This window comes from Polyangium sp. y55x31 (genome assembly GCF_029946505.1).
In the GTDB taxonomy this organism is placed as follows: domain Bacteria; phylum Myxococcota_A; class Polyangia; order Polyangiales; family Polyangiaceae; genus Polyangium.
In genome coordinates this window covers 112,346-130,528 of record NZ_JARZHG010000016.1, presented here as the reverse complement: position 1 = coordinate 130,528, position 18,183 = coordinate 112,346, and the positions used below count along the sequence as shown (strand labels likewise).

19 protein-coding genes are annotated in these 18,183 nt (G+C 68.6%); 13 read left to right on the top strand and 6 right to left on the bottom strand.

The window, feature by feature from the left end; all coding sequences use genetic code 11:
* The first annotated feature begins 60 nt into the window (after positions 1-60).
* From QHF84_RS26450 to QHF84_RS26425, 6 genes are read left to right on the top strand one after another with little or no spacing between them, the layout of a single operon-like run.
* Positions 61-627 (top strand): hypothetical protein, encoded by a 567-nt coding sequence (locus tag QHF84_RS26450; RefSeq protein ID WP_281316201.1) that lies wholly within the window; start codon positions 61-63, stop codon positions 625-627.
* A complete protein-coding gene (locus QHF84_RS26445) occupies positions 624-2,354 on the top strand; it encodes an OmpA family protein (protein WP_281316200.1) in 1,731 nt (576 codons plus the stop codon). Before QHF84_RS26450 ends, QHF84_RS26445 begins: the two co-directional genes overlap by 4 nt.
* Positions 2,351-2,854, top strand: a complete 504-nt coding sequence (locus QHF84_RS26440) for a GTP-binding protein (protein ID WP_281316199.1) — start codon at positions 2,351-2,353, stop codon at positions 2,852-2,854. The genes QHF84_RS26445 and QHF84_RS26440 overlap by 4 nt, the downstream gene beginning before the upstream one ends.
* Positions 2,855-2,880: 26 nt before the next feature.
* Complete coding sequence (locus QHF84_RS26435; protein WP_281316198.1) at positions 2,881-3,996, top strand: HAMP domain-containing sensor histidine kinase; 1,116 nt, start codon at positions 2,881-2,883, stop codon at positions 3,994-3,996.
* 29 nt (positions 3,997-4,025) lie between these two features.
* A complete protein-coding gene (locus QHF84_RS26430) occupies positions 4,026-4,754 on the top strand; it encodes a response regulator (protein ID WP_281316197.1) in 729 nt (242 codons plus the stop codon).
* Positions 4,755-4,794: 40 nt separating this feature from the next.
* A complete protein-coding gene (locus tag QHF84_RS26425; protein WP_281316196.1) occupies positions 4,795-5,595 on the top strand; it encodes a metallophosphoesterase in 801 nt (266 codons plus the stop codon).
* A gap of 37 nt (positions 5,596-5,632) precedes the next feature.
* Here QHF84_RS26425 and rsmG read toward each other — a convergent pair whose 3' ends face one another.
* A complete protein-coding gene (gene rsmG, locus QHF84_RS26420; RefSeq protein WP_281316195.1) occupies positions 5,633-6,352 on the bottom strand; it encodes a 16S rRNA (guanine(527)-N(7))-methyltransferase RsmG in 720 nt (239 codons plus the stop codon).
* Between the two features lie 281 nt (positions 6,353-6,633).
* On the opposite strand from rsmG, the gene QHF84_RS26415 reads away from it, so the two are divergent.
* The 3 genes from QHF84_RS26415 (at position 6,634) to QHF84_RS26405 (ending at position 9,852) form a co-directional block, all read left to right on the top strand.
* On the top strand, positions 6,634-7,713 hold the full coding sequence (locus QHF84_RS26415) for a hypothetical protein (RefSeq protein WP_281316194.1): 1,080 nt from the start codon (positions 6,634-6,636) through the stop codon (positions 7,711-7,713).
* A gap of 214 nt (positions 7,714-7,927) precedes the next feature.
* Positions 7,928-9,082, top strand: a complete 1,155-nt coding sequence (locus tag QHF84_RS26410) for a PAS domain S-box protein (protein WP_281316193.1) — start codon at positions 7,928-7,930, stop codon at positions 9,080-9,082.
* Between the two features lie 86 nt (positions 9,083-9,168).
* Positions 9,169-9,852 (top strand): hypothetical protein, encoded by a 684-nt coding sequence (locus tag QHF84_RS26405; RefSeq protein WP_281316192.1) that lies wholly within the window; start codon positions 9,169-9,171, stop codon positions 9,850-9,852.
* Between the two features lie 3 nt (positions 9,853-9,855).
* Here the strand turns inward: QHF84_RS26405 and QHF84_RS26400 are convergent, their stop codons facing one another.
* The 5 genes from QHF84_RS26400 to QHF84_RS26380 all read right to left on the bottom strand — a co-directional run bounded on the left by QHF84_RS26400 (position 9,856) and on the right by QHF84_RS26380 (position 14,771).
* Positions 9,856-10,830 (bottom strand): hypothetical protein, encoded by a 975-nt coding sequence (locus QHF84_RS26400; protein ID WP_281316191.1) that lies wholly within the window; start codon positions 10,828-10,830, stop codon positions 9,856-9,858.
* Between the two features lie 67 nt (positions 10,831-10,897).
* Complete coding sequence (locus QHF84_RS26395) at positions 10,898-11,746, bottom strand: hypothetical protein (protein WP_281316190.1); 849 nt, start codon at positions 11,744-11,746, stop codon at positions 10,898-10,900.
* A 39-nt stretch (positions 11,747-11,785) separates the two neighbouring features.
* Positions 11,786-12,739 (bottom strand): aminotransferase class I/II-fold pyridoxal phosphate-dependent enzyme, encoded by a 954-nt coding sequence (locus tag QHF84_RS26390; protein ID WP_281316189.1) that lies wholly within the window; start codon positions 12,737-12,739, stop codon positions 11,786-11,788.
* Entirely contained in the window at positions 12,736-14,007 is a 1,272-nt protein-coding gene (locus QHF84_RS26385) for a radical SAM protein (RefSeq protein WP_281316188.1), read from the bottom strand. Before QHF84_RS26385 ends, QHF84_RS26390 begins: the two co-directional genes overlap by 4 nt.
* Before the next feature lie 32 nt (positions 14,008-14,039).
* Positions 14,040-14,771: a hypothetical protein gene (locus QHF84_RS26380; RefSeq protein ID WP_281316187.1), complete on the bottom strand. Its 732-nt coding sequence runs from the start codon at positions 14,769-14,771 to the stop codon at positions 14,040-14,042.
* A gap of 217 nt (positions 14,772-14,988) precedes the next feature.
* Between QHF84_RS26380 and QHF84_RS26375 the strand changes: the two genes are divergently transcribed.
* The 4 genes from QHF84_RS26375 to QHF84_RS26360 all read left to right on the top strand — a co-directional run bounded on the left by QHF84_RS26375 (position 14,989) and on the right by QHF84_RS26360 (position 18,138).
* Positions 14,989-16,374 carry a GH25 family lysozyme gene (locus QHF84_RS26375; RefSeq protein WP_281316186.1) on the top strand — a complete coding sequence of 462 codons (1,386 nt, stop codon included), beginning with the start codon at positions 14,989-14,991 and terminating at the stop codon, positions 16,372-16,374.
* Between the two features lie 50 nt (positions 16,375-16,424).
* Positions 16,425-16,823, top strand: coding sequence for a VOC family protein (locus QHF84_RS26370; protein WP_281316185.1), 399 nt, complete (start codon positions 16,425-16,427; stop codon positions 16,821-16,823).
* A 149-nt stretch (positions 16,824-16,972) separates the two neighbouring features.
* Positions 16,973-17,329 carry a metalloregulator ArsR/SmtB family transcription factor gene (locus QHF84_RS26365; RefSeq protein WP_348652881.1) on the top strand — a complete coding sequence of 119 codons (357 nt, stop codon included), beginning with the start codon at positions 16,973-16,975 and terminating at the stop codon, positions 17,327-17,329.
* Positions 17,326-18,138, top strand: a complete 813-nt coding sequence (locus QHF84_RS26360; protein ID WP_281316183.1) for an SRPBCC domain-containing protein — start codon at positions 17,326-17,328, stop codon at positions 18,136-18,138. The genes QHF84_RS26365 and QHF84_RS26360 overlap by 4 nt, the downstream gene beginning before the upstream one ends.
* Positions 18,139-18,183 lie beyond the last annotated feature (45 nt).

Here is an 18,183-nt window from a genome sequence, read left to right as displayed (position 1 = left end):
GGCGGCCCGGAACGCTCGCGTACGAGTCCACGCGAGAGGCCGTCCACGACGAGGGGAGCCATGAGCCCGAGTGCACGAGCCGAGCTCGAAAGCAGGGGGACCACACACGCCGCGCCGTCGCCGGCGAACAGCCTCGATCAGGTGCGCGAGATCCTCTTCGGCGCCGTCGTTCGCGATTTCGAGCGAAAACTCGCGCGCATCGAGGGCCTGGTCGCGTCGCAAGGCGAGGAGCTACGCGCCGATACGAGGCGCATGATCGACGTGCTCGAAGCCCACGTGAAGCGCGAGACGGACGCGCAGAGCACGCAGCGGGAATCCGATCGCACGGCCCAGATGGCAGCGCTGAACAACGTCGCAAGAGAGGCGCGGGACGCCGTCGCCGAGCTCGACCAGCGCATCAAGAAGCTCGAAGACGGGCTGGTCCGCGCCCAGCGTGATTTCCGGCAGCAGATCCTCGACGAGGCCAAGGGGTTCGTCGAGCAGTCACGCTCCCTCAGGGACGAGCTCATGTCCACGCTCCAGCGTGAGCTCGCCCTGTTCACCGGCGAGTCCTCGGAGGCCGTCGGCCCCACGAGCGGGATCGTCGAGGCCGCACGCACCCCGGAGCCTCGCGCCGAGCAGTCATGAGCGCCCGCCTGCGAGCGCGGGCGCGGCGGCGAGAACCCAACTACACCCTCGACGATCTGCGCCCGTTCCTCGTAAAGCCCGAGCAGGAACGGCTTTCGTCCCTCGAACACAAGCTCGAGACCCCCGAGGCCCTCGCCGAGACCATCGGCGAGGTGCTGCCCCAGGCCGCCGTCGTGAGCCAAAAGCGCGGCGAAGAGCTCTCGTCCGCGATGCAGCCGCTCCTGCTGTCGAGCATCCACGAGACCGTCCGGAAAAACCCGGAGCTCTTCGCCGACGCCATCTTCCCCTCGATCGGCCCCGCCGTCCGAAAAGCCGCCCGCGCCGCGCTCGAAGCGTTCCTCCAGCGGCTCGACCAGATGGTGCAGCAGACGATGACCGTGGAGAGCCTGCGCTGGCGCATCGAGGCAGCACGCACGGGCCGGCCCTTCGTCGAGATCGTGATGCTCCACAACCTCGCCTACCGGGTGGAGCACGTGTTTCTGGTGCATCGCGAGAGCGGGCTCGTTTTGCAGCACGTCGCGGCGGAGAACGTGGCGGCGGAGGATCCCGATCAGGTGTCGGCGATGCTCGCGGCCATCGACGATTTCGCGCGGGACGTGTTTCGCGAGGAAAAAGAAACGGGCCTGTCGCGCTTCTGCGTCGGCGGGCTCACGGGCATCGTCGAGCACGGGCCACGCGCCATGCTGGTCGCCATCGTGCGCGGCGTCGCCACGAAGGACGTGGAGGCGTCACTCGCCGAGACGCTGGAGCAGATCCACCGCACATACGCGGCCCCCTTGGAGCAGTTCAAAGGCGAGGTGGCCACGTTCGAGCCGACGCGCGACGCGCTCGTCGGGTGCATGCGCGAGGAGCGCATCCAGAAGCCGGAGAGCCGCCGCCGCGGCATGCTCGCGCTCGCCGCGATCGCGGTCCTCGCCCTGGTCGGCGTCGGGATCGGGTGGAAGATCGTGCACGACCGGCATGCGCGGTTCGACGCGTACGTGGAGGCGCTCCGCGAGGAGCCCGGCCTGACGGTCACGAGGACGGGGCGTGATGGAGGACGCCGCTTCGTCGAAGGGCTCGGGGATCCACTCGCGCAGGATCCTGCCGCATTGCTCGCGCGCCATGGCTTCCGCGCCTCGGACGTGGAGCTGCGCTTCAAGCCGGTCTACTCGCTCGATCCTCCGCTCACGGAGCGACGCGCCTTCCAGGTGCTGCGGCCTCCGCCCGAAGTCACGTTGCGCCTCGCGAGCGGGACGCTCGTGGCCGCGGGCGTCGCCGAACGCGCGTGGATCGACCGTGCGCGTCTGCTCGCCACGAGCCTGCCGGGCATCACGGCGCTCGACGACACGCGCCTGTTCGAGGCCGAGGCGATCACGTCCGCGCACACCGCAGCGACCACGCTGGAGGGCCTCCAGATCGCGTTCCCGCCCGGCGCGGAGAGGCCGCTCGCCGCCGAGCGCGTCCGCCTCGACGCCGCGGCGCGCGCCGTGCAGGCGCTCCTCGACGCCGCCCCGCGGGGTGGCCTCTCCGTTCGGATCGAGATCGTGGGGCACGCCGATGCGACGGGCACACCCGAGAACAACCAGCGCATCAGCGAGGAACGCGCCGCGAGGGTGGCGGCCGAGCTCGGCGAGCGCGGCGTCGCGACGGAGCAGCTCTCCGTGCGGGGCGTCGGCCAAGCGGATCCGGCCGCGCGCAAGGTCACCTTCACCGTGCGCCTGACGCCTGCGAGCGAGGGATCATGAGCACGCTCGAGAAGCGGAAGGTGTGCCTGCTCGGCGCCACGGGCGTCGGCAAGACGAGCCTCGTCATGCGCTTCGTCCGCAGCATCTTTTCCGATCAGTACCAGACCACGATCGGCACGAAGATCGAGACGAAGCACCTCACGTACGGCGACCACGTGATGGTCCTCGTGATCTGGGATCTCAGCGGCGAGGACGAGTTCCAGCGCGTCCGCCTCTCGTACCTGCGCGGCGCCGCGGGCTACCTGCTCGTCGCCGACGGGACGCGCCGCGCCACGGTGGAGACCGCGATGGCCCTGCACCACGCCGCCACGGAGATCGTGGGCGACGTGCCTCGTGTCCTCGTGCTGAACAAGGCCGATCTGCGCGCCTCCTGGGAGCTCGACGACGCTCACGAGCGGGAGCTCGCCGCGCGCTGGACCGTCTTCGAGACCAGCGCGAAGACCGGCGCGGGCGTCGAAGAGGCCTTCCGCGCGCTCGGCCAGGCGCTGCTCCAGCGCTGAAAGGCAGGCTCGCCATGGAGACCTCGATGGAAACCTCGATCCTCGCTTCCCTCGGGAAGGTCGTCCTCGAACGCCAGCCGGACGGCACGTTCTTGCAGCGCGGCAGCGCGCCCGACTGGTATGCGCGCATGTCGCGCGGCGTCCTCCGCGCGAGCACGCCCATCCGCGTGGAGAGCATGTTCCCGTTCCTCTCGGTCTTCCTGCCCGAGGCGGAGGCCGTCTGGCGAGCGAAGGACGGAGGCCCGACGCGGCTCGACTCCGACCTCTGGTGCGAGACGGCTGAAGGCGGCGAGGAGCTGCCCCTCGCAGCGACCGCGCTGCTCGTCGGCCCGAGCCGCCTGCTCGTGATCACCCGCTGCGACGAGCTCTTCCACGAGCGTCGCCTGGTCCTTCAGCGCGCCCGCGAGCTGCGCATCACCTACGACGCGCTCGCCCGCGAGATCGAGCAGAAAGACATCCTCGTGCACTGCATCGTCCACGACCTCGCGAGCCCGCTCCAGACGATCCTCGGCGTGCTCTCGTCCCTCGACGAACGCCATCCGCCCAGCGAGGACGGCGCCATGATCGATCTCGCGCTCGAAGCGGCGCTCCGGCAGCGCGCGATGATCCGCGAGATCCTCGCCGTGTTCGCGTCCGAGCACGAAGACCTCGACGCCACGCGCGAGGAGACCGCGGTCTCCGATCTGCGCGCCGGGCTCCTCCGCGTCATCGCCGAGCACGAGCTCACGGCGCGTGGCCGCAACGTGCGTATCGAGCGGGACGTGCCGCGGCTCGCGAGCCTCGTCGTCGCGGACGAACCGCGGCTCTTGCGGGTCCTCGCGAACCTGCTCGGCAACGCGGTCCGCCACAGCCCGGTTGGTGGCTCGGTGCGCGTGCATTTGCGCGAGGAGGACACGAGCGTCGAGGTGAGCATCGAGGACGAGGGGCCCGGCGTGCCGCCTGCGCTCGCGCCGCGCCTGTTTCAGCGCTTCGGCCGGGGGATCGGGCCCGAGGCGGGCACGGGGCTCGGGCTCTACTTCTGCCGCATCACCGTCGAGCGCTGGGGCGGCTCGATCGGATACACCACGCTTGCTGAGGGAGGCGCCCGGTTCTGGTTCCGCCTCCGCAAGGCCCCCACCTCGACAGGTGCCCTGGCGGCGTGAAGGACAGAGGCGCGAGGGAAGGACGGGCCATGGCGAAGCTCCTGATCGTGGACGACGACGACGAAACCAGGGTCTGGATGGCCACCGCGCTCGCCGACGTCGGGCATGACGTGCGCACGAGCCCGAGCGGTCGCGACGCGGTCCGGGTCGTCTCGACGTGGCAACCGGACCTCGCCCTCGTCGACGTCCTGATGCCGGAGATGGATGGGTTCGCCGTCCACCGCGTCCTCCGGAGCCACGGCATCCCCACGGTCTTCGTCACGGTGGTGAAGCGTGAAGCCGAGGCCATCCTGCACGGCGTCGCGGGGTACCTGGAGAAACCGGTCACGGCGGGCGAGCTCCGGGCGGTGGTGGAGCGTGTCCTCGGCGGGGCCACGAGCGGGGCCATCCTGCTCGTCGAGGACGATTCGTTTCTGCGCCAAGTATATCGATCGGTGCTGGAGCCGAAGTTCGAGGTGCTCGAGGCCGAGAATGGCCGCGACGCGCTCTCCGTCATCACGACGCATGCGGTCGCGCTGGTCATCACGGACATCCACATGCCGGTGATGAACGGGGTGGAGCTCGTCCGCGCGATCCGGAGAGATCCCCGCATCCGCGACATGCCCGTCATCGTGCAGAGCTGTGACACGTCCGCCGTCCGCTCCCCCGTCTGGTCGGGGCTCCACGTCTCGCGCGTCATGCGCAAAGAGGATTTCATCGGGTGGCTGATCGGACAGATCGAGGAGCAACTCTCGACCGTGTCCGTCAAATCGGCGTGAGCGACGAGGGCGCCGCGGGCGTGGTACGCTTCCGCGGGTCATGCGCGCGACGTGGTGCACCGACATCCACTTGAACTTCCCGCTCCCCCGAGCGCTCCAGCGGTTTTACGAGGCCGTCCGGGCGGAAGAGCCGGACATCGTCCTCCTGACGGGCGACATCGCCGAGGCGGACTCGGTCGTGCATTTCGTCGACGACGTCGCGACGAAGACCGGCGCGAAGGTGTATTTCGTGCTCGGCAACCACGATTATTACGGATCGAGCATTCGCCAGGTGCGCGAGCAGGTCACGCGTATTCCGAAGCTCGCGACCTGGCTGCCCGGGGTCGATCCGGTGCGGCTCGAAGACCACGTCGTCTTGCTCGGCGTCGACGGCTGGGGCGATGCGCGCTGTGGTGATCTCGACTCGCCGATCCAGCTCTCCGACTGGCACATGATCACGGACTTTTTCGACGTGCGCATGGATCCCCCGGGGCGGATCGAGCTCCTCCGAAAGCTCGGCGAAGGCGAGGCCCGCGCGCTGCGGGAAAAGCTCGCCCGCGCGCCCGAGACCGAGGAGCTGTTCGTCCTGACGCACGTCCCGCCCTTCCCCCAGGCCTGCTGGTACGAAGGCGCGCAATCGTCGCCTCCGTGGCTCCCGTGGTTCACGTGTGTCTCGACGGGCGTGGTCCTCCTCGAATACGCGACGAAGCACCCCGGCACGCGCATCACCGTGCTCTGCGGGCACACGCACGGGCAGGGCGTGTTCGAGGCCGCGCCGAACCTCGTGGTCCGCACGGGAGGCTGGCCAAAGGACGTCGACAGCTACGGCAATCCGATCGTGCAATCGACGTTCGAGCTCTGAGCCCATTTCGGCGGCTCGAACCCGCGTTCGCCTCCCCTCACCGCTTCGCCTTGCGCCGCGCCTCTCCCGCGCCTCGCCGGAGCACGACGATCCGCCCCGTCGGCGTTGCGACCGTCTTCTCGTGGGTCGTCGCCTGCTCGACGAGCACGCGCTTGGCCTCCGCGAGCTCCTCCTCGGCGCGTTGCCCCTTCACGAGGAGCACGAGCCCGCCCGGCTTCGCGAACGGCGCGGTCAGCGGCACGAGCAGGTTCAATCGCGCCACGGCGCGCGCGGTCACCACGTCGAACCCCCCGCGGAGCTCCCCGGCCGCGAGCTGCTCGGCCCGCTCGGCGCGCACGGTCACGTTCAAAAGGCCCAGCGCGGCCACGACGGCCGAGAGGAACGCCGCTTTTTTCTGCGTCGCCTCGACGAGCGTGACCTGGAGATCGGGCCGCGCGATCGCGATCGGAATGCCGGGCAAACCGCCGCCCGAGCCGACGTCGACGAGCCGCGCTCCCGCGGAGGCGTCCCCGAGCAAGGGCACGAGCGTGAGCGCGTCGAGCGCGTGTTTTTCCCACGCGTCGCTCGGATCCTTGATGGCGGTGAGGTTCATCTGCTCGTTCATCGCGAGCAGCCGCGCGAGGTAGTCGCCGAGCGTCGCGAGCACGGGCGCGTCGAGGCGAACGCCGATCTCCGCGAGGCGCGCCTCGAAGCCATCGGGAGGCGCGAGGGGCGTGGAGCTCGGTAGCGGGAGGGGGGGACGAGCGGCCTTGGTCACGCCGAGTGGGTAGCACGCCCAGGCGCGCTCGGCACAACCCGGCACAGCGCCGGAAGCGCATCGACGCGAAAAACACGGGCGTGGCCATCGGCACGCGAATTGCCAATTGGACCGGCATGCGCGTCTTCCTTCATCGCCTTCTCGTCGCTTCTCAATGGGGCGCAAGCCTCCTCCTGGCTTCGGGGTGCGGGGCCGACGTCGAATCCGCTCCGGGCGCTCCCGGCCCGGCGGCCCCTGCCCAGAGCCTCGAGCCCGCCCCGGCGCCCGCCTGTTATGGGCCCGTGTACGAGGACGATTTCGGCTATCACGGCCAATGCTGCGACATCACGCTTTGCACCGCGCCGGTGAACGGCGTATGTCCCGGCGCGGCCGAGGTCGTCCTCAAGGGCCGGCCCCCTGGCTCCGGCGAATGCGAATGCGAGCCGCTCCGCGGACCGTATGCCAATGAAAACGAGGGCAGCGCCGAGAGCTGCTGTTATCTCGTCGGCTCGATCGGCTGCGACGGCCGGCCCCTGCTCGTGCAAGGAAAACCCCGGCTCGCCGACGTGCGCGAAGGGCCGAGCGCCTGGTCGAGCCCGCTCGACGCGCCCGCCGAGCGCTCGCAGGGCCTGCGCGATTTCAATGCCGCGCTCCACGAGCTCGATACGGCCGATCTCCCGGCCGAGGTCCGCGCGCTCCTCGCGCGGCGCTGGGCCGAGCGAGGCCGCAACGAGCACGCGTCCGTGGCCTCGTTTGCCCGATTCTCGATGGCGCTCATGGCGCTCGGCGCGCCGCCGGCGCTCGTCGAGGCGGCCCACCTCGCGGCGCTCGACGAGGTGCGGCACGCGCGCCTCGCCATGTCGCTCGCATCCGCGTATGGAGGCGAGCCGCTCGGATTCGGGCCGCTCGCGGTGGACGGTGCTTTCGAGGATCTCGGCTCGCTCACGGCGGCCACCCTCGCCACGGTGGTCGAGGGCTGCGTGGGCGAGACGCTCGCGGCCATCGAAGCGGCCGCGGCGGCGCAGGAGGCCGGTCCACGCGCGGTTCGCCTCGCATTGCTGGAGATTGCTGAGGACGAGATGCGCCACGCCGAGCTCGGATGGGCCTTCGTGCGTTGGGCGATCGGCACGGGCGGCGCGGCGCTCGCGGCCGAGGTCGCAACGACCCTGGAAAAGGCGCTCCAGATCGCCTGCAAGGAGCCGACGGTCACGGGCGAAGAGCCGCCCCGGGAGCACGGCTTCCTGCCCGCCGAAGAGGTCACTACGCTGCGGCGGCAGGCGGCGGCGCAGGTCCTCCGCCCGGCCGGCGAGGCGCTCGTCGAGCAGGGGCGTGGCCATGCGGCACGATTCCGTCGCCGTTCGACCCAGCCGTTGGTTTCGTGACGCGAGCGGGCTCGCTGCGCCAAAGCTCTACGCGTGCCGCCTGAAACGTTGCCTACCGTCACCGCAATGACGCACCGTCGATAATTCGACAATCTCGTGACCGAGCGTACTCCCGCAGGATGAGGGGCGCTTTCCGAGCGGCGGCACTTTTGGTACACGGGATTGGATGGTTACCGAGGAACGTACCGCGTCGGCCTATTTCGAGGATCCAAAGATGCTCCGCGCGCTCGCGCAGGAGTCGCCGATGGGCATCGTGGGCCTCGACGCGAGCGGCACGATCGTCGCCTGGAACCCGGGCGCCGAGCGTCTCTTCGGCTACGGCGAGGCCGAAATCATCGGAAAAGCCATACGTGATCTCCTCGGGCCCGACGCGGAGGTCGACCCCGGCGCGCTCCTCGCCGAGCTCGACACGCAAAGCCCGCCGCCCTTCTCGACCCGTTGCGGCCGAAAGGACGGCGAGCATTTCCATTGCGAATGGCAAATTCGCGCGCTGCGCGACGAAAATGGGAATGTCCTCGGCCGGGCCGCTTTCGTTCGTGACACGACCGAGGTGACCGACACGCGCGCCATGCTCGCCGCCGAGCGCACCTTCATACGGCGCATGCTCGACAATACCCCGCTCGTGCTCTGGTCCACCGACGAAAAAGGGATCTTCACGCTCTCCGACGGCGCGGGGCTCCGCGCGCTCGGCTTCGCGCCCGGCGAGGTCGTCGGCATGAGCGCCTTCGATCTCTACCGCGACGTCCCCGAAATCCTCGCCGCGATCCGCGCCGCCCTCGGCGGCTCCCAGCAGGTCACCCTCGCCCAGGCGGGCGGCGCCTCCTGGGAATGCCGATACATTCCGATCCGGCGCGAGGAAGGCGGCCCCGTCGAGGGCGTGCTCGGCGTCGCGATGGACGTCACCGAGCGTATCGAAGCCGAACGCACGCTCCGCCAGCAGCTCGATCTCATCGCGCAGCAAGAAGGCGCGATCCGCACGCTCTCCACGCCGATCGTGCGGGTATGGGACGGCGTGCTCGCGCTGCCGCTCGTGGGGACGATCGACGCGGCGCGCGCCGAGCGTATCCTCGCCACCTTGCTCGACGCGGTCGTGAGCGAGCAGGCGCATTACGTGATCCTCGACATGACGGGCATCGACGCGGTCGACGCGACGACGGCCGATCACCTCTTCAAGGTGCTGCGCGCGCTCGGGCTGCTCGGCACGTCGGCCCTCGTCACGGGCGTCAATCCCGGCGTGGCCACGGCGCTCGTGGGTCTCGGCGTCGATCTCGGGAGCGTCATGACGCTCGGGAATCTGGCGGAGGCGCTCCGGTTCGTCATGAAACGCCGCGCCGCGAAGCCACGCCGCGCCCCTGCGCCATCGTCCTGAACGGGCCCGAGCCCGTCCTGGTCGTTTTCCATACCAGGCGCCCGTATACGTCCTCTACACTCGACGCGTAAGCAAGGAGCTTCCCCATGTCGATGAAGATGGCCTATCGGGTTCTTCTAGGTCTTTTTGCCCTCGGCGCCGCGGCGTGTTCGAACGCGGGGTCGCAAGGGGGCGGCGGTGATGGCGGGGCGGGCGAAGGCGGGAGCGGCGGCGCGGGCGGGCAAGGAGGGACGCCGAGCAGCAGCGCGTCGAGCGGCAGCGGCGGTCAGGGCGGCGCCGGCGGCGGCACGACGACGAGCAGCGGCGGCGGGTCGGATCCGTACGAGGCGTTCCGGCAAGCGTGTGTCGACACGATCAACGCGCACCGCGCCACGAAGGGGCTCCCGCCCTACGCGCGCTGGAAGGAAGCGGAATCCTGCGTGGATCAGCAGGCGACGTGGGATCAACAGAACGACAAGGCGCACGGCGCGTGGGGCATGGGCCTCTATCCGAGCTGCAATGGCAGCGGCCAGAACGAGTGCCTCGGCCACGGGGCCGAAAACGTCGCGGGCTGCCTCGATGGGATGTGGGCCGAGCGGGATCAGGCCGGCTGCTCCGGCTGCGACGCTTGCAATGAAGGGTACAACCCGGAGTGCCCGAATTGCGATTTTTACGGGCAATCGACGGGCGACGTGTGCGGGCATTACGTGAACATGAGCGCGAAGTACTTCTCGAAGGTCGCTTGCGGATTCAGCGCCGCCGGCGGCTGGATCGCGATCAACTTCCAGTAGCGCTCATTTCGGCGGCTTGACCGGCGCGCACGTGGAGACACCCGCGCCGACGATGTTCGTGCCGAGCCCCGTCTTCACCACGGTCGTCGTCCCCGTGGAGGGGCGATACTGCTGGATCTGCGAGTCGCCCGTGGGGCTCGTGAACAGCCAGAAATCGCCGCCCCAGAACGCGAACGCCCAGCCGCTCCCGATCGACACCGAGGGCTGCGGGGCCTGGCTCAGGATCTTGCCCGAATTTTTATCGATCTCCGCGATGATGATCGGGCTGTAGTTGAAGAAGCCGAAGATCCGCGCGTCGCCCGTGCCCGTGAGCTCGGCCGCGCCCGTGAGTTTGTCCCAGGGGCCGACGAACGAGAGCGCCAGCGATTGCGTGTCGATCCGCGCGAGGCCCTTGCCGTCGTAGTCGGCGACGTAGAGCGTCTCCTCCGCGCTGCCCGGCGCATTCGCGACGAACCCCATTCCGAACGTGGTGAAACCCTGCTGTCCAGCCAGGTAGGACGTCGCCGCGCAGGCCGCGGTCTTCACGTCGACGTGGTAGATGCGGCCGTCGCTGAAGAGGATCCACGCCGTGCCTTTGCGGTCGACGGCCATCGAGAACGGCGTGCCGATGCCGCCGGTGGGGCAGTCGATCACGCCGATGAGCTTCACGTCGAGCGTGGGCGGGTCGAAGCTGTAGAGCTCGTTGTCCTGGCCGATGATGTAGACGAGCTTCGCCTCGTCCGCGCAATCGTCGCCGCCGGATCCGCCGCCGGCGCCCATGAGTCCGCCGTCGCCGAAAAGATCTCCGCCCTCGCCGCCCGCGCCGGCGTTCCCGCTGCCCATCCCGCCGGCCCCGGCGCTGCCGCCTTGCCCGCCGCTCGATTCGCCCGCCTCGCCGCCGCTGCCGGACGGACGTGTGCCGCTTTCCGTGACAGCGCAGGCGGAGAGGACGAGCACCGCGGGGACTACGAATTGCAAGGAGCGGTGAAGAAAATGCATGGCAAACCTCCGGTCCCGAGGATAGGAGGGAACCCGAGCCACGTCACGCCTGCCGTGACACGCGAGCTCACCGAAGGTCGATGATGAAGTCGACGATGAGTCCGGCGACGAACGAGCGCGTGTCCAGGGCGCCGGTCGCGGGCGAATAGAAGCGCGTCCAGGTCACGTAGGGCGTGAGCGCCAGGAAATCGAGCTCGGGCCCCGCGCTGTAGCCGCCGGTGAAACCGAACGGAACGGACGTGTTCGTATGGGGATCGCGGAGGTCCGAGACGACGAGGACGCTCGCCGCGCCGACATGGAAGCGGTCCGCGAGCTGAACGTAAACGTTCAGCGGGACGCGAATGCCGAGATGTGCGTCCGTGGTGGGATACCAGGGTACATAGATGCCGGTATCGACACGGAGGTGCTTGTTCGGGCGGAAGATGGCGGGCAGCCCTGGCTGAACGTAGCTGACGAACGGGTGCGAGGGGTTCGGGTCGAACACCGTCATGAACGAGGCGCCGAGGTCGACGGGCCGTGTCTTGAGGTAACGGCCCGTGATGGTGACGCGGTTCGTGCCCGGGGGCGGCTCCGGACCGATGTAATAGGGGCCGATCTGGACATCGACGTGCACCTCGGGGACGATGCCCCAGGTGGTGCCGAAGCTCGTCCCGAGGCGGTGGTAGTCTTTATCGATGGGGTGCTCGACGAAGGGGCTCACGTAGGGATCGAGCAGCCCCGAGGGCAAAATGAGCCCGCGCTGCACCATGGGCGTCGGTCCGCCCGGTTTGTTGCGATCGACCCTGGCCGTGCCCGCCCGCGCCGAGACGAGCTGCGGCGTGACGGCCGAAGCCCGAGCGCCGGACGAGAGGACGAGCGCGAGTGCGGCGAGCGCCGGCAATGGTCGGTACGAGCCCACGGGGTCTGGGATCGTCATGGAGCACCGACCCTGCGGACGTCATCCCCGGCGAGCGCCTCAGGCTTCGAGGCTCGAGAGCACGCTGAGGCCCTCGGGTCCGCCGAAGACCGTGGCAGGGACGCCGAGGATTCCCATTTCGAGCAGCGTGTCGAACGACCTCGACGATGTCGCGAAGTAACCGAAACACGGGGACGCGCCGAGCTCGGGCCTCGCGCTCGTCAGCTCGTCCAGCCGGCGCGCGCGCTCGCGCAAAGCCGCGGAGACCTCGCGAGGACGCGCGGCATGCTCGGTGAGCGCCGCGTATCCGATGCGAAGCCGCTGCTCGTCTTTCTGTAGCCCTGCGAACGCGTCGCGCGTCTCCTTCCGAAAACGCTCGGGCACGATGCAGATCCCCGCGTGATCGGGGACGAGCCAGCCCTTCGACAGCGACGTGAGCAGAAGAGCGCTCTCGTCTTCGAGCAATCGACGTGAGGCCTCGGTCGGCGGCGTCGCGTAGACCGAATCGAGGATCAGCATACGCCGCTCGTCCGCGCGTGCCCAGCGCCGAAGCTCTTCCACTTCGAATGGCGTCAGCGACGAACCCCAGGGTTTCAACGGCTCGCAGAGGAGGAGCGCGTCCAGCGCGTCGAGGTCGGGAAGACCGACACGCGCCTCCCATGGCACGACCGTCGCTCCCGCCTCTGCCGCGATTTGCAAATAAACGGGGTACACATCGGCCGGTACGCCGACACGCGTTTTCCGCTCAGCAAAGAGCCCGAACAGCGCGCGGAGCGAACGACGAACGCCGTGGCTGACCTGCGTACGCGGCTTCAGCGTCTGCGGGAGATCGAGGTGCGCGAGGAATCGCTCCGCGAGGTGGCAACGATAAGGGGCTTCCGGATGGGTCGATGGCAAGATGGCGGGAAAGGCGCGCCCGAGGCTTCGATAGACGTTGAGCTCCGCGAGATCGAGGAGCCCGGGGCGCGTGGCTCGGAGCTCTGCGCGACGCGCCAGAAAGGTTTCGTGGTTCATAACGTCGAGCTCGGATCTTCCAGCGAGGCGAGGCAGGTTCCGTCGGCCATCACGTTCCACGAGCGCACGATGCCATGCGTCCGCTCCCAGCCGACCGAGGGCTCCGTGTACGCGGCCACGCGGAGCACGCGGCCGCCGATTTCGCCCTCGAACACCGGGCTCCCCCAGGGCAACGCCTCGCGCCTCTCGAAGCCTAGCTCGGCGAGCGTGCGGAGCACGAGCGAGAGCGGCACCTGGTTCGTCTCGCAAAACTGGTTTGCCATGCTCGGGGCCCACGGGTTCTCCGAGAGGCTCGATACGTAAAGCTCTTTGAAACAAACCTCCTGGAACCCCTCGGCGGCGCTCCGTTCGAGGTACGCGCGCACCTTCGCCGCGTCGTCGACCCCGCCTCGCTGGAGCACACAAATGGCCCGCGTGCGCAGGCCCGGCGCGCGCCCGAACGCCCCGGAGTCGACCTCGATCCCCATGATCCGCGCATCGTCCGCGCGCGTCACGCCGTGCCGGCTCACCGCCAGCGTGGTGAGCCCTGCGGCCCGGAGGCCTTCGAGCTGCGCGAGGTCGAGGCGCGCGCCGTTCGTGATGAGCAAGATTTTTGCGAACGACTCCGCGAGGCCACACACGAGCGCGCGGAGCTTCTCGGGTTCGAGGAGCGTCGGCTCGCCTCCGCCGGTGATGACGGCGCGCTCGGCGCCGCGCTCCTTCGCGAGCTTCGCCCAGGCGAGGTATTGGTCGAGCGTGCCGCTCCGCTGGCGGGCGAGATCGGATACGCTCGCCTTCGAGAAGCAGAATGCACAACGCGCCTGACAAGCCTTCGCGACCGGCAGGACCGATACGCTCCGCGGCCGGCACTTCGCCCATTCGACGAGCCCGTCGTCGTCGAGGCGAAAGGCCTCCGCGGTGATTTCCTCGTGCCTCGTGGGGACGAGCGTATCCTCTTCGTCCACCCACGCCACGCCGCTCAAGGGAATCTCGCTCGCGGGCCAGCGCCAGCCGATGCCCGTGCCGGTCACGTCGTTCGGGCGCATCCCCAGAGGGCCGACCGGGAGCCGCGCGCGCAGCGCCACCACGCGATCTTTCGGCCGCCCGAGCTTCGCCACGAGGCGCCGCGCCTTGTCGAGCCCCGGCGCCCAGCGCTCGTCTTCCTTCAGCATGTAGAACGCGTCCGGAAACCTCGACTCGCCGATCGACGCCTTCGAATACAGCATCCCGTACCGGTCGAAGCCGCGCAGCCAGTTCGACAGCGGGATGAAGGCGATGAAGGATTCCATATCCGACATGGTTCTCGACACACAGGCAAGAGTCAACCGGACTTCTTTGGTTTCCGCCGCGGATCCACCCGCTGGAGGAGCGCCGCGACCTCTGCCGGGAAGGCGGAAGCGAGGTCTTCGAGGCTCCGCTCGATCTCGGCCGCAAAATCGATGTTCTTCGCCTTCTCGGCCTTCTTTCCGGCGAACGCGAGGTACCAGCGCGCCGCCCCGAACCGGCAAAAGTGGGCCACGAAGTCCGGGAACGAGAGGTCGAGAGGGAACAGGTCACAACCGTCCTCGGCGATACCGATCCGATAGGGGGCGCCCTTCGGATCGAAGTAGTCGATCGTGAGCCATACGGACTCGCCGGGGACGGAGACGAGGAGCTTCGAGCGCTTCAGCGTGTTGAGGCGTTCGAGGTCGCGCTTCGACTCCACCTCGAATCCGTCGCTCCAGAGCTCCTCGCAGAACGGCTGGTCGTACAGATCCCCCGCCTCCACGTCGTTCTCGTAGGCTCGCCGGCTTCGATATTGCCGGTGCGGACGAAAATCCGCGAACGCCGCTTCGAGCCCGCAGATCGAGGCTTCCTCGCCGAGGAGCACGCCGTCCCGGGTGGCGCGAAACGCGAGGCCGTCGCTCCTCTCATAAAATGCCGCTACGTCATCGGGGAGGTCTTTTCCGAGCACCTCGCGAACCCGGCCCGCGAGCTCCGCGAGCCTGCTCTTGGGTCGCCGGATGGTGATCGTGACATCCCCCACCGTTTCGATCTCGGTCGTCTCGTCCATCGCCTCAGAACATCGTGCGTCCGAGCCCGTGTCAACGATCCGACACGTGGTTTCTTCCCGAAACGGCATCCCTGGTGCGCCTGCGATCCAACTGGATCCTTGAAGCTTCACCCTCGCGCGAGTAAGGGTCTCGATTCACCGCGGAAAGGCCCCGCGCGGGATGGCCGTGCACGCTGGCACGGGCATTGCGGATGGCCCCGCGCCGATGAGATCACCCATGCATACCTTGTCCCGGCTCCACCCGTTCCGCGCTTCTCTCCTGTCCCTCGCCGCGCTCGTGCTGCCCGCATGCGGCGCGGGTGAATTCGATTCGTCGGAGGGTCCGCTCGGTCGAACCGAACAGGCCTTCAGCGTCTGCGCCGACGGCGACACGGTCGAGGGAATCGACGTCTCGGTATGGCAAGAGGAAGTGAACTGGGACCAGGTGAGAGGTGCGGGCATCGAGTTCGCCATCGCCCGCGTCAGCTACGGGACAAGCAAGGATACCTGGTTCGACACGAACTGGAGCGGCATCAAGTCCGCGGGGCTCGTGCGCGGGGCGTATCAGTTTTTCCTGCCGCACCAGGACGCCATCGCCCAGGCCGATCTCATGATCGACGCGATGGGCGCGCTCGGCCCGGGGGATCTGCCGCCGGTCCTCGACGTCGAGGACATGTCCGGGCAGAGCAAGTCCACGGTCGTGAGCAAGATGAAGCAATGGCTCGCGCACGTCGAGGCCGCCACCGGCACGAAGCCGATCATCTACACGGGCAAATATTTCTGGCAGGACAACGTCGCGAGCTACGATTTCGGCGATTACCCGCTCTGGATCCCGAACTACAGCTTCGATTGCCCGAACCTGCCCGACAACTACTGGGACAAATGGATCCTCTTCCAGTACACCGACAGCGGCTCGGTGCCGGGCGTCGCGGGCAACGTGGACCGGAACCAGTTCAATGGCAGCCTGGCCGATCTTCAGGCCTTCGCGAACAGCGGCCCCGAATATGCCGCGAAGTTCGTGAGCCAGTCGTTCCCGTATGCGAGCGAGGGCCCCGTGCAGGTGGAAGCCGGCGGGACACTCGACGCGTACATCGAGCTCTTGAACATCGGCACGAAGGCGTGGGACGGCAATACGCTGCTCGCGACCACGGAGCCGCGCGACCGGACGAGCCCCTTCGCCGGCCCGGAATGGCCGGGGCCGAATCGTTATGCGCGCGTCGAGGGCACGGTGCCGCCGGGCGGGACGTACAAGTTCACCTTCACCTTGCACGCGCCCCTGGAGACGGGCGTGTACGACGAGCATTTTGGTCTCGTGCAAGAGGGCGTCACCTGGTTCGGTGATCCGGGCCAGGGCGGCCCGCCGGACGCGCAGCTCGAAGGTCTCTTCGAGGTGGTGCCGGGCATGGGCGCAGGCGGCGCAGGCGTGGGCGGCGCGGGCGGCGCAGGCGGAGGCGATACGGGCGGCGCCGGCGGCCATGGCGCGGGTAATGGCGGGAGTGATCCGGGAAGCGAAAGCGGCTGCGTGATGGCGACGGGCGGGGCGAACGGCGCGGGTTCCTTCGGGCTCGTGTTGTTCTTCGGGCTCGGAGCAATCTTGCGACGGCGACGGCGCACGTCCGCTTGACGGGATTGCCGCATGCTCGATGTATCCTCCGCTCCGGAGGAACCACGAACATGTCGGATCTCGGTCTCACGCACGTCGCCCTGCCCGTTCGTTCCCTCGACGCGAGCATCGCCTTCTACGAGCGATTCGCTCATATGCGCGTGGTGCACCGCCGCCCCGGTGTGGCGTGGATCAGCGATCGCACGCGCCCCTTCGCAATCGTGCTCATCGAGACGTCATCCGCGGTCACGCCGCTCTTGCCCTTCGCGCACCTCGGGGTCGGCGTCGCTTCCCGCGACGAAGTCGACAGGCTTTGCGAGATGGCGCGTGCGGAGGGGTGTCTCGTCCGCGAGCCCGAGGACAGCGGTCCGCCCGTCGGGTACTGGGCGTTCCTCCGCGATCCGGATGGGCACACGCTGGAGCTCGCCTACGGCCAGGAGCTCGCGCTCGCCGTCGAGGGCGAAGCCTGACCTGATCTGGCACGCTTTCGTGGTTCGAAGCCCTCGTCCCCATTCACATTCCGTCCACATCGCCACACACGCACGCACACCCATGAGCTGACCGGGTCGCCCTTCATATGCCTTGACAGGCATATGCCTCCATGAGCATATACGCGCCCATGCTGAGCGCGTTCGAAGTCGTGGCGGAGCCGAATCGCCGCCGCATCCTGGATCTCCTTCGCGAGGGGCGCCGTCCTGTCGGGGAGCTCTCGGACCGGCTCGGTCTGACGCAGCCCACCGTGTCCAAGCACCTGCGCGTACTCAAGGAGGCGCGTCTCGTGGATGTCGAGCAGGACGCTCAGCGTCGGCTGTACGGCCTGCGCCCCGAGCCTCTCGTGGAGCTCGACGCGTGGCTCGCGCCATATCGCGCGCTCTGGTCGCGTCGGCTCGACGCGCTCGAGCGCCACCTGGATACCATGGCGGACGAACCCCCCGAGAGTAGCCGCCGGAGCCCGCCCCCGAGGAGAAAACAATGAAAAACGGGACCCTGATCACGAAAGGCAATCACGTCGAGCTCCGGTTCGAGCGGCGCCTCGCCCACCGCCCCGAAAAGGTTTGGCGCGCACTCACGGAGAGCCAGGAGCTCGCCCACTGGTTCCCCGCCCGCATCGAGGGCGCGCGCGAGGTCGGCGCCGAATTGCGCTTTTTCTTCGCGGAAGGCGAGCCCGGCAAGGGAAAGATCTCGGTCTTCGACCCGCCGCGCGTCCTCGAATACACGTGGGAAGGAGACGTCCTGCGGTGGGAGCTAAAGCCCGAGGGCACGGGTTGCCTCTTGATCTTCACGACGATCCCGGCGGACCGCGCGAACGTCGCTCGTGACGCCACGGGCTGGCATTTCTGCCTCGACAACCTGGAGGCGGCGGTCGACGGCAACCCTGCCTCCGGGTTCGACAAGGAGCGTTTCTCCGCGCTCAATGCAGAGTATGCGGCACGGTTCGGCCTGGGCAGCTTCCCGGCCTTCATGACGAGTGAGGCAAACCGGGTCGCGGCGGACGCTCTGCGCATTCCGGGCGTCGAGGCGTACGCGTTCACCGGCGCGGATGGGACGCAGCTCCTCATCTGCCACGCGAAGACCGATGCGAATACGGAGGAGCAGTGGCGCGACGTCGACGAGTACGTCGCGGTGCTGGAAGGCAGCTACGTGCTGCGCATCAATGGCATGGACATGGAGCTCGGCGCCGGGCGGGAATTCGTCATCCCGCGGGGCGCTCGTGTGTCGGGAACGTTTTCCGCGGGAACGCGGACGATTCATGCGGTTGTAGGAAAGGGCCTCGGTGGGGCGTAGGACGTCTGGCACGGCATTGCGGTTCCTGATAGGCTCGCCCCCCGA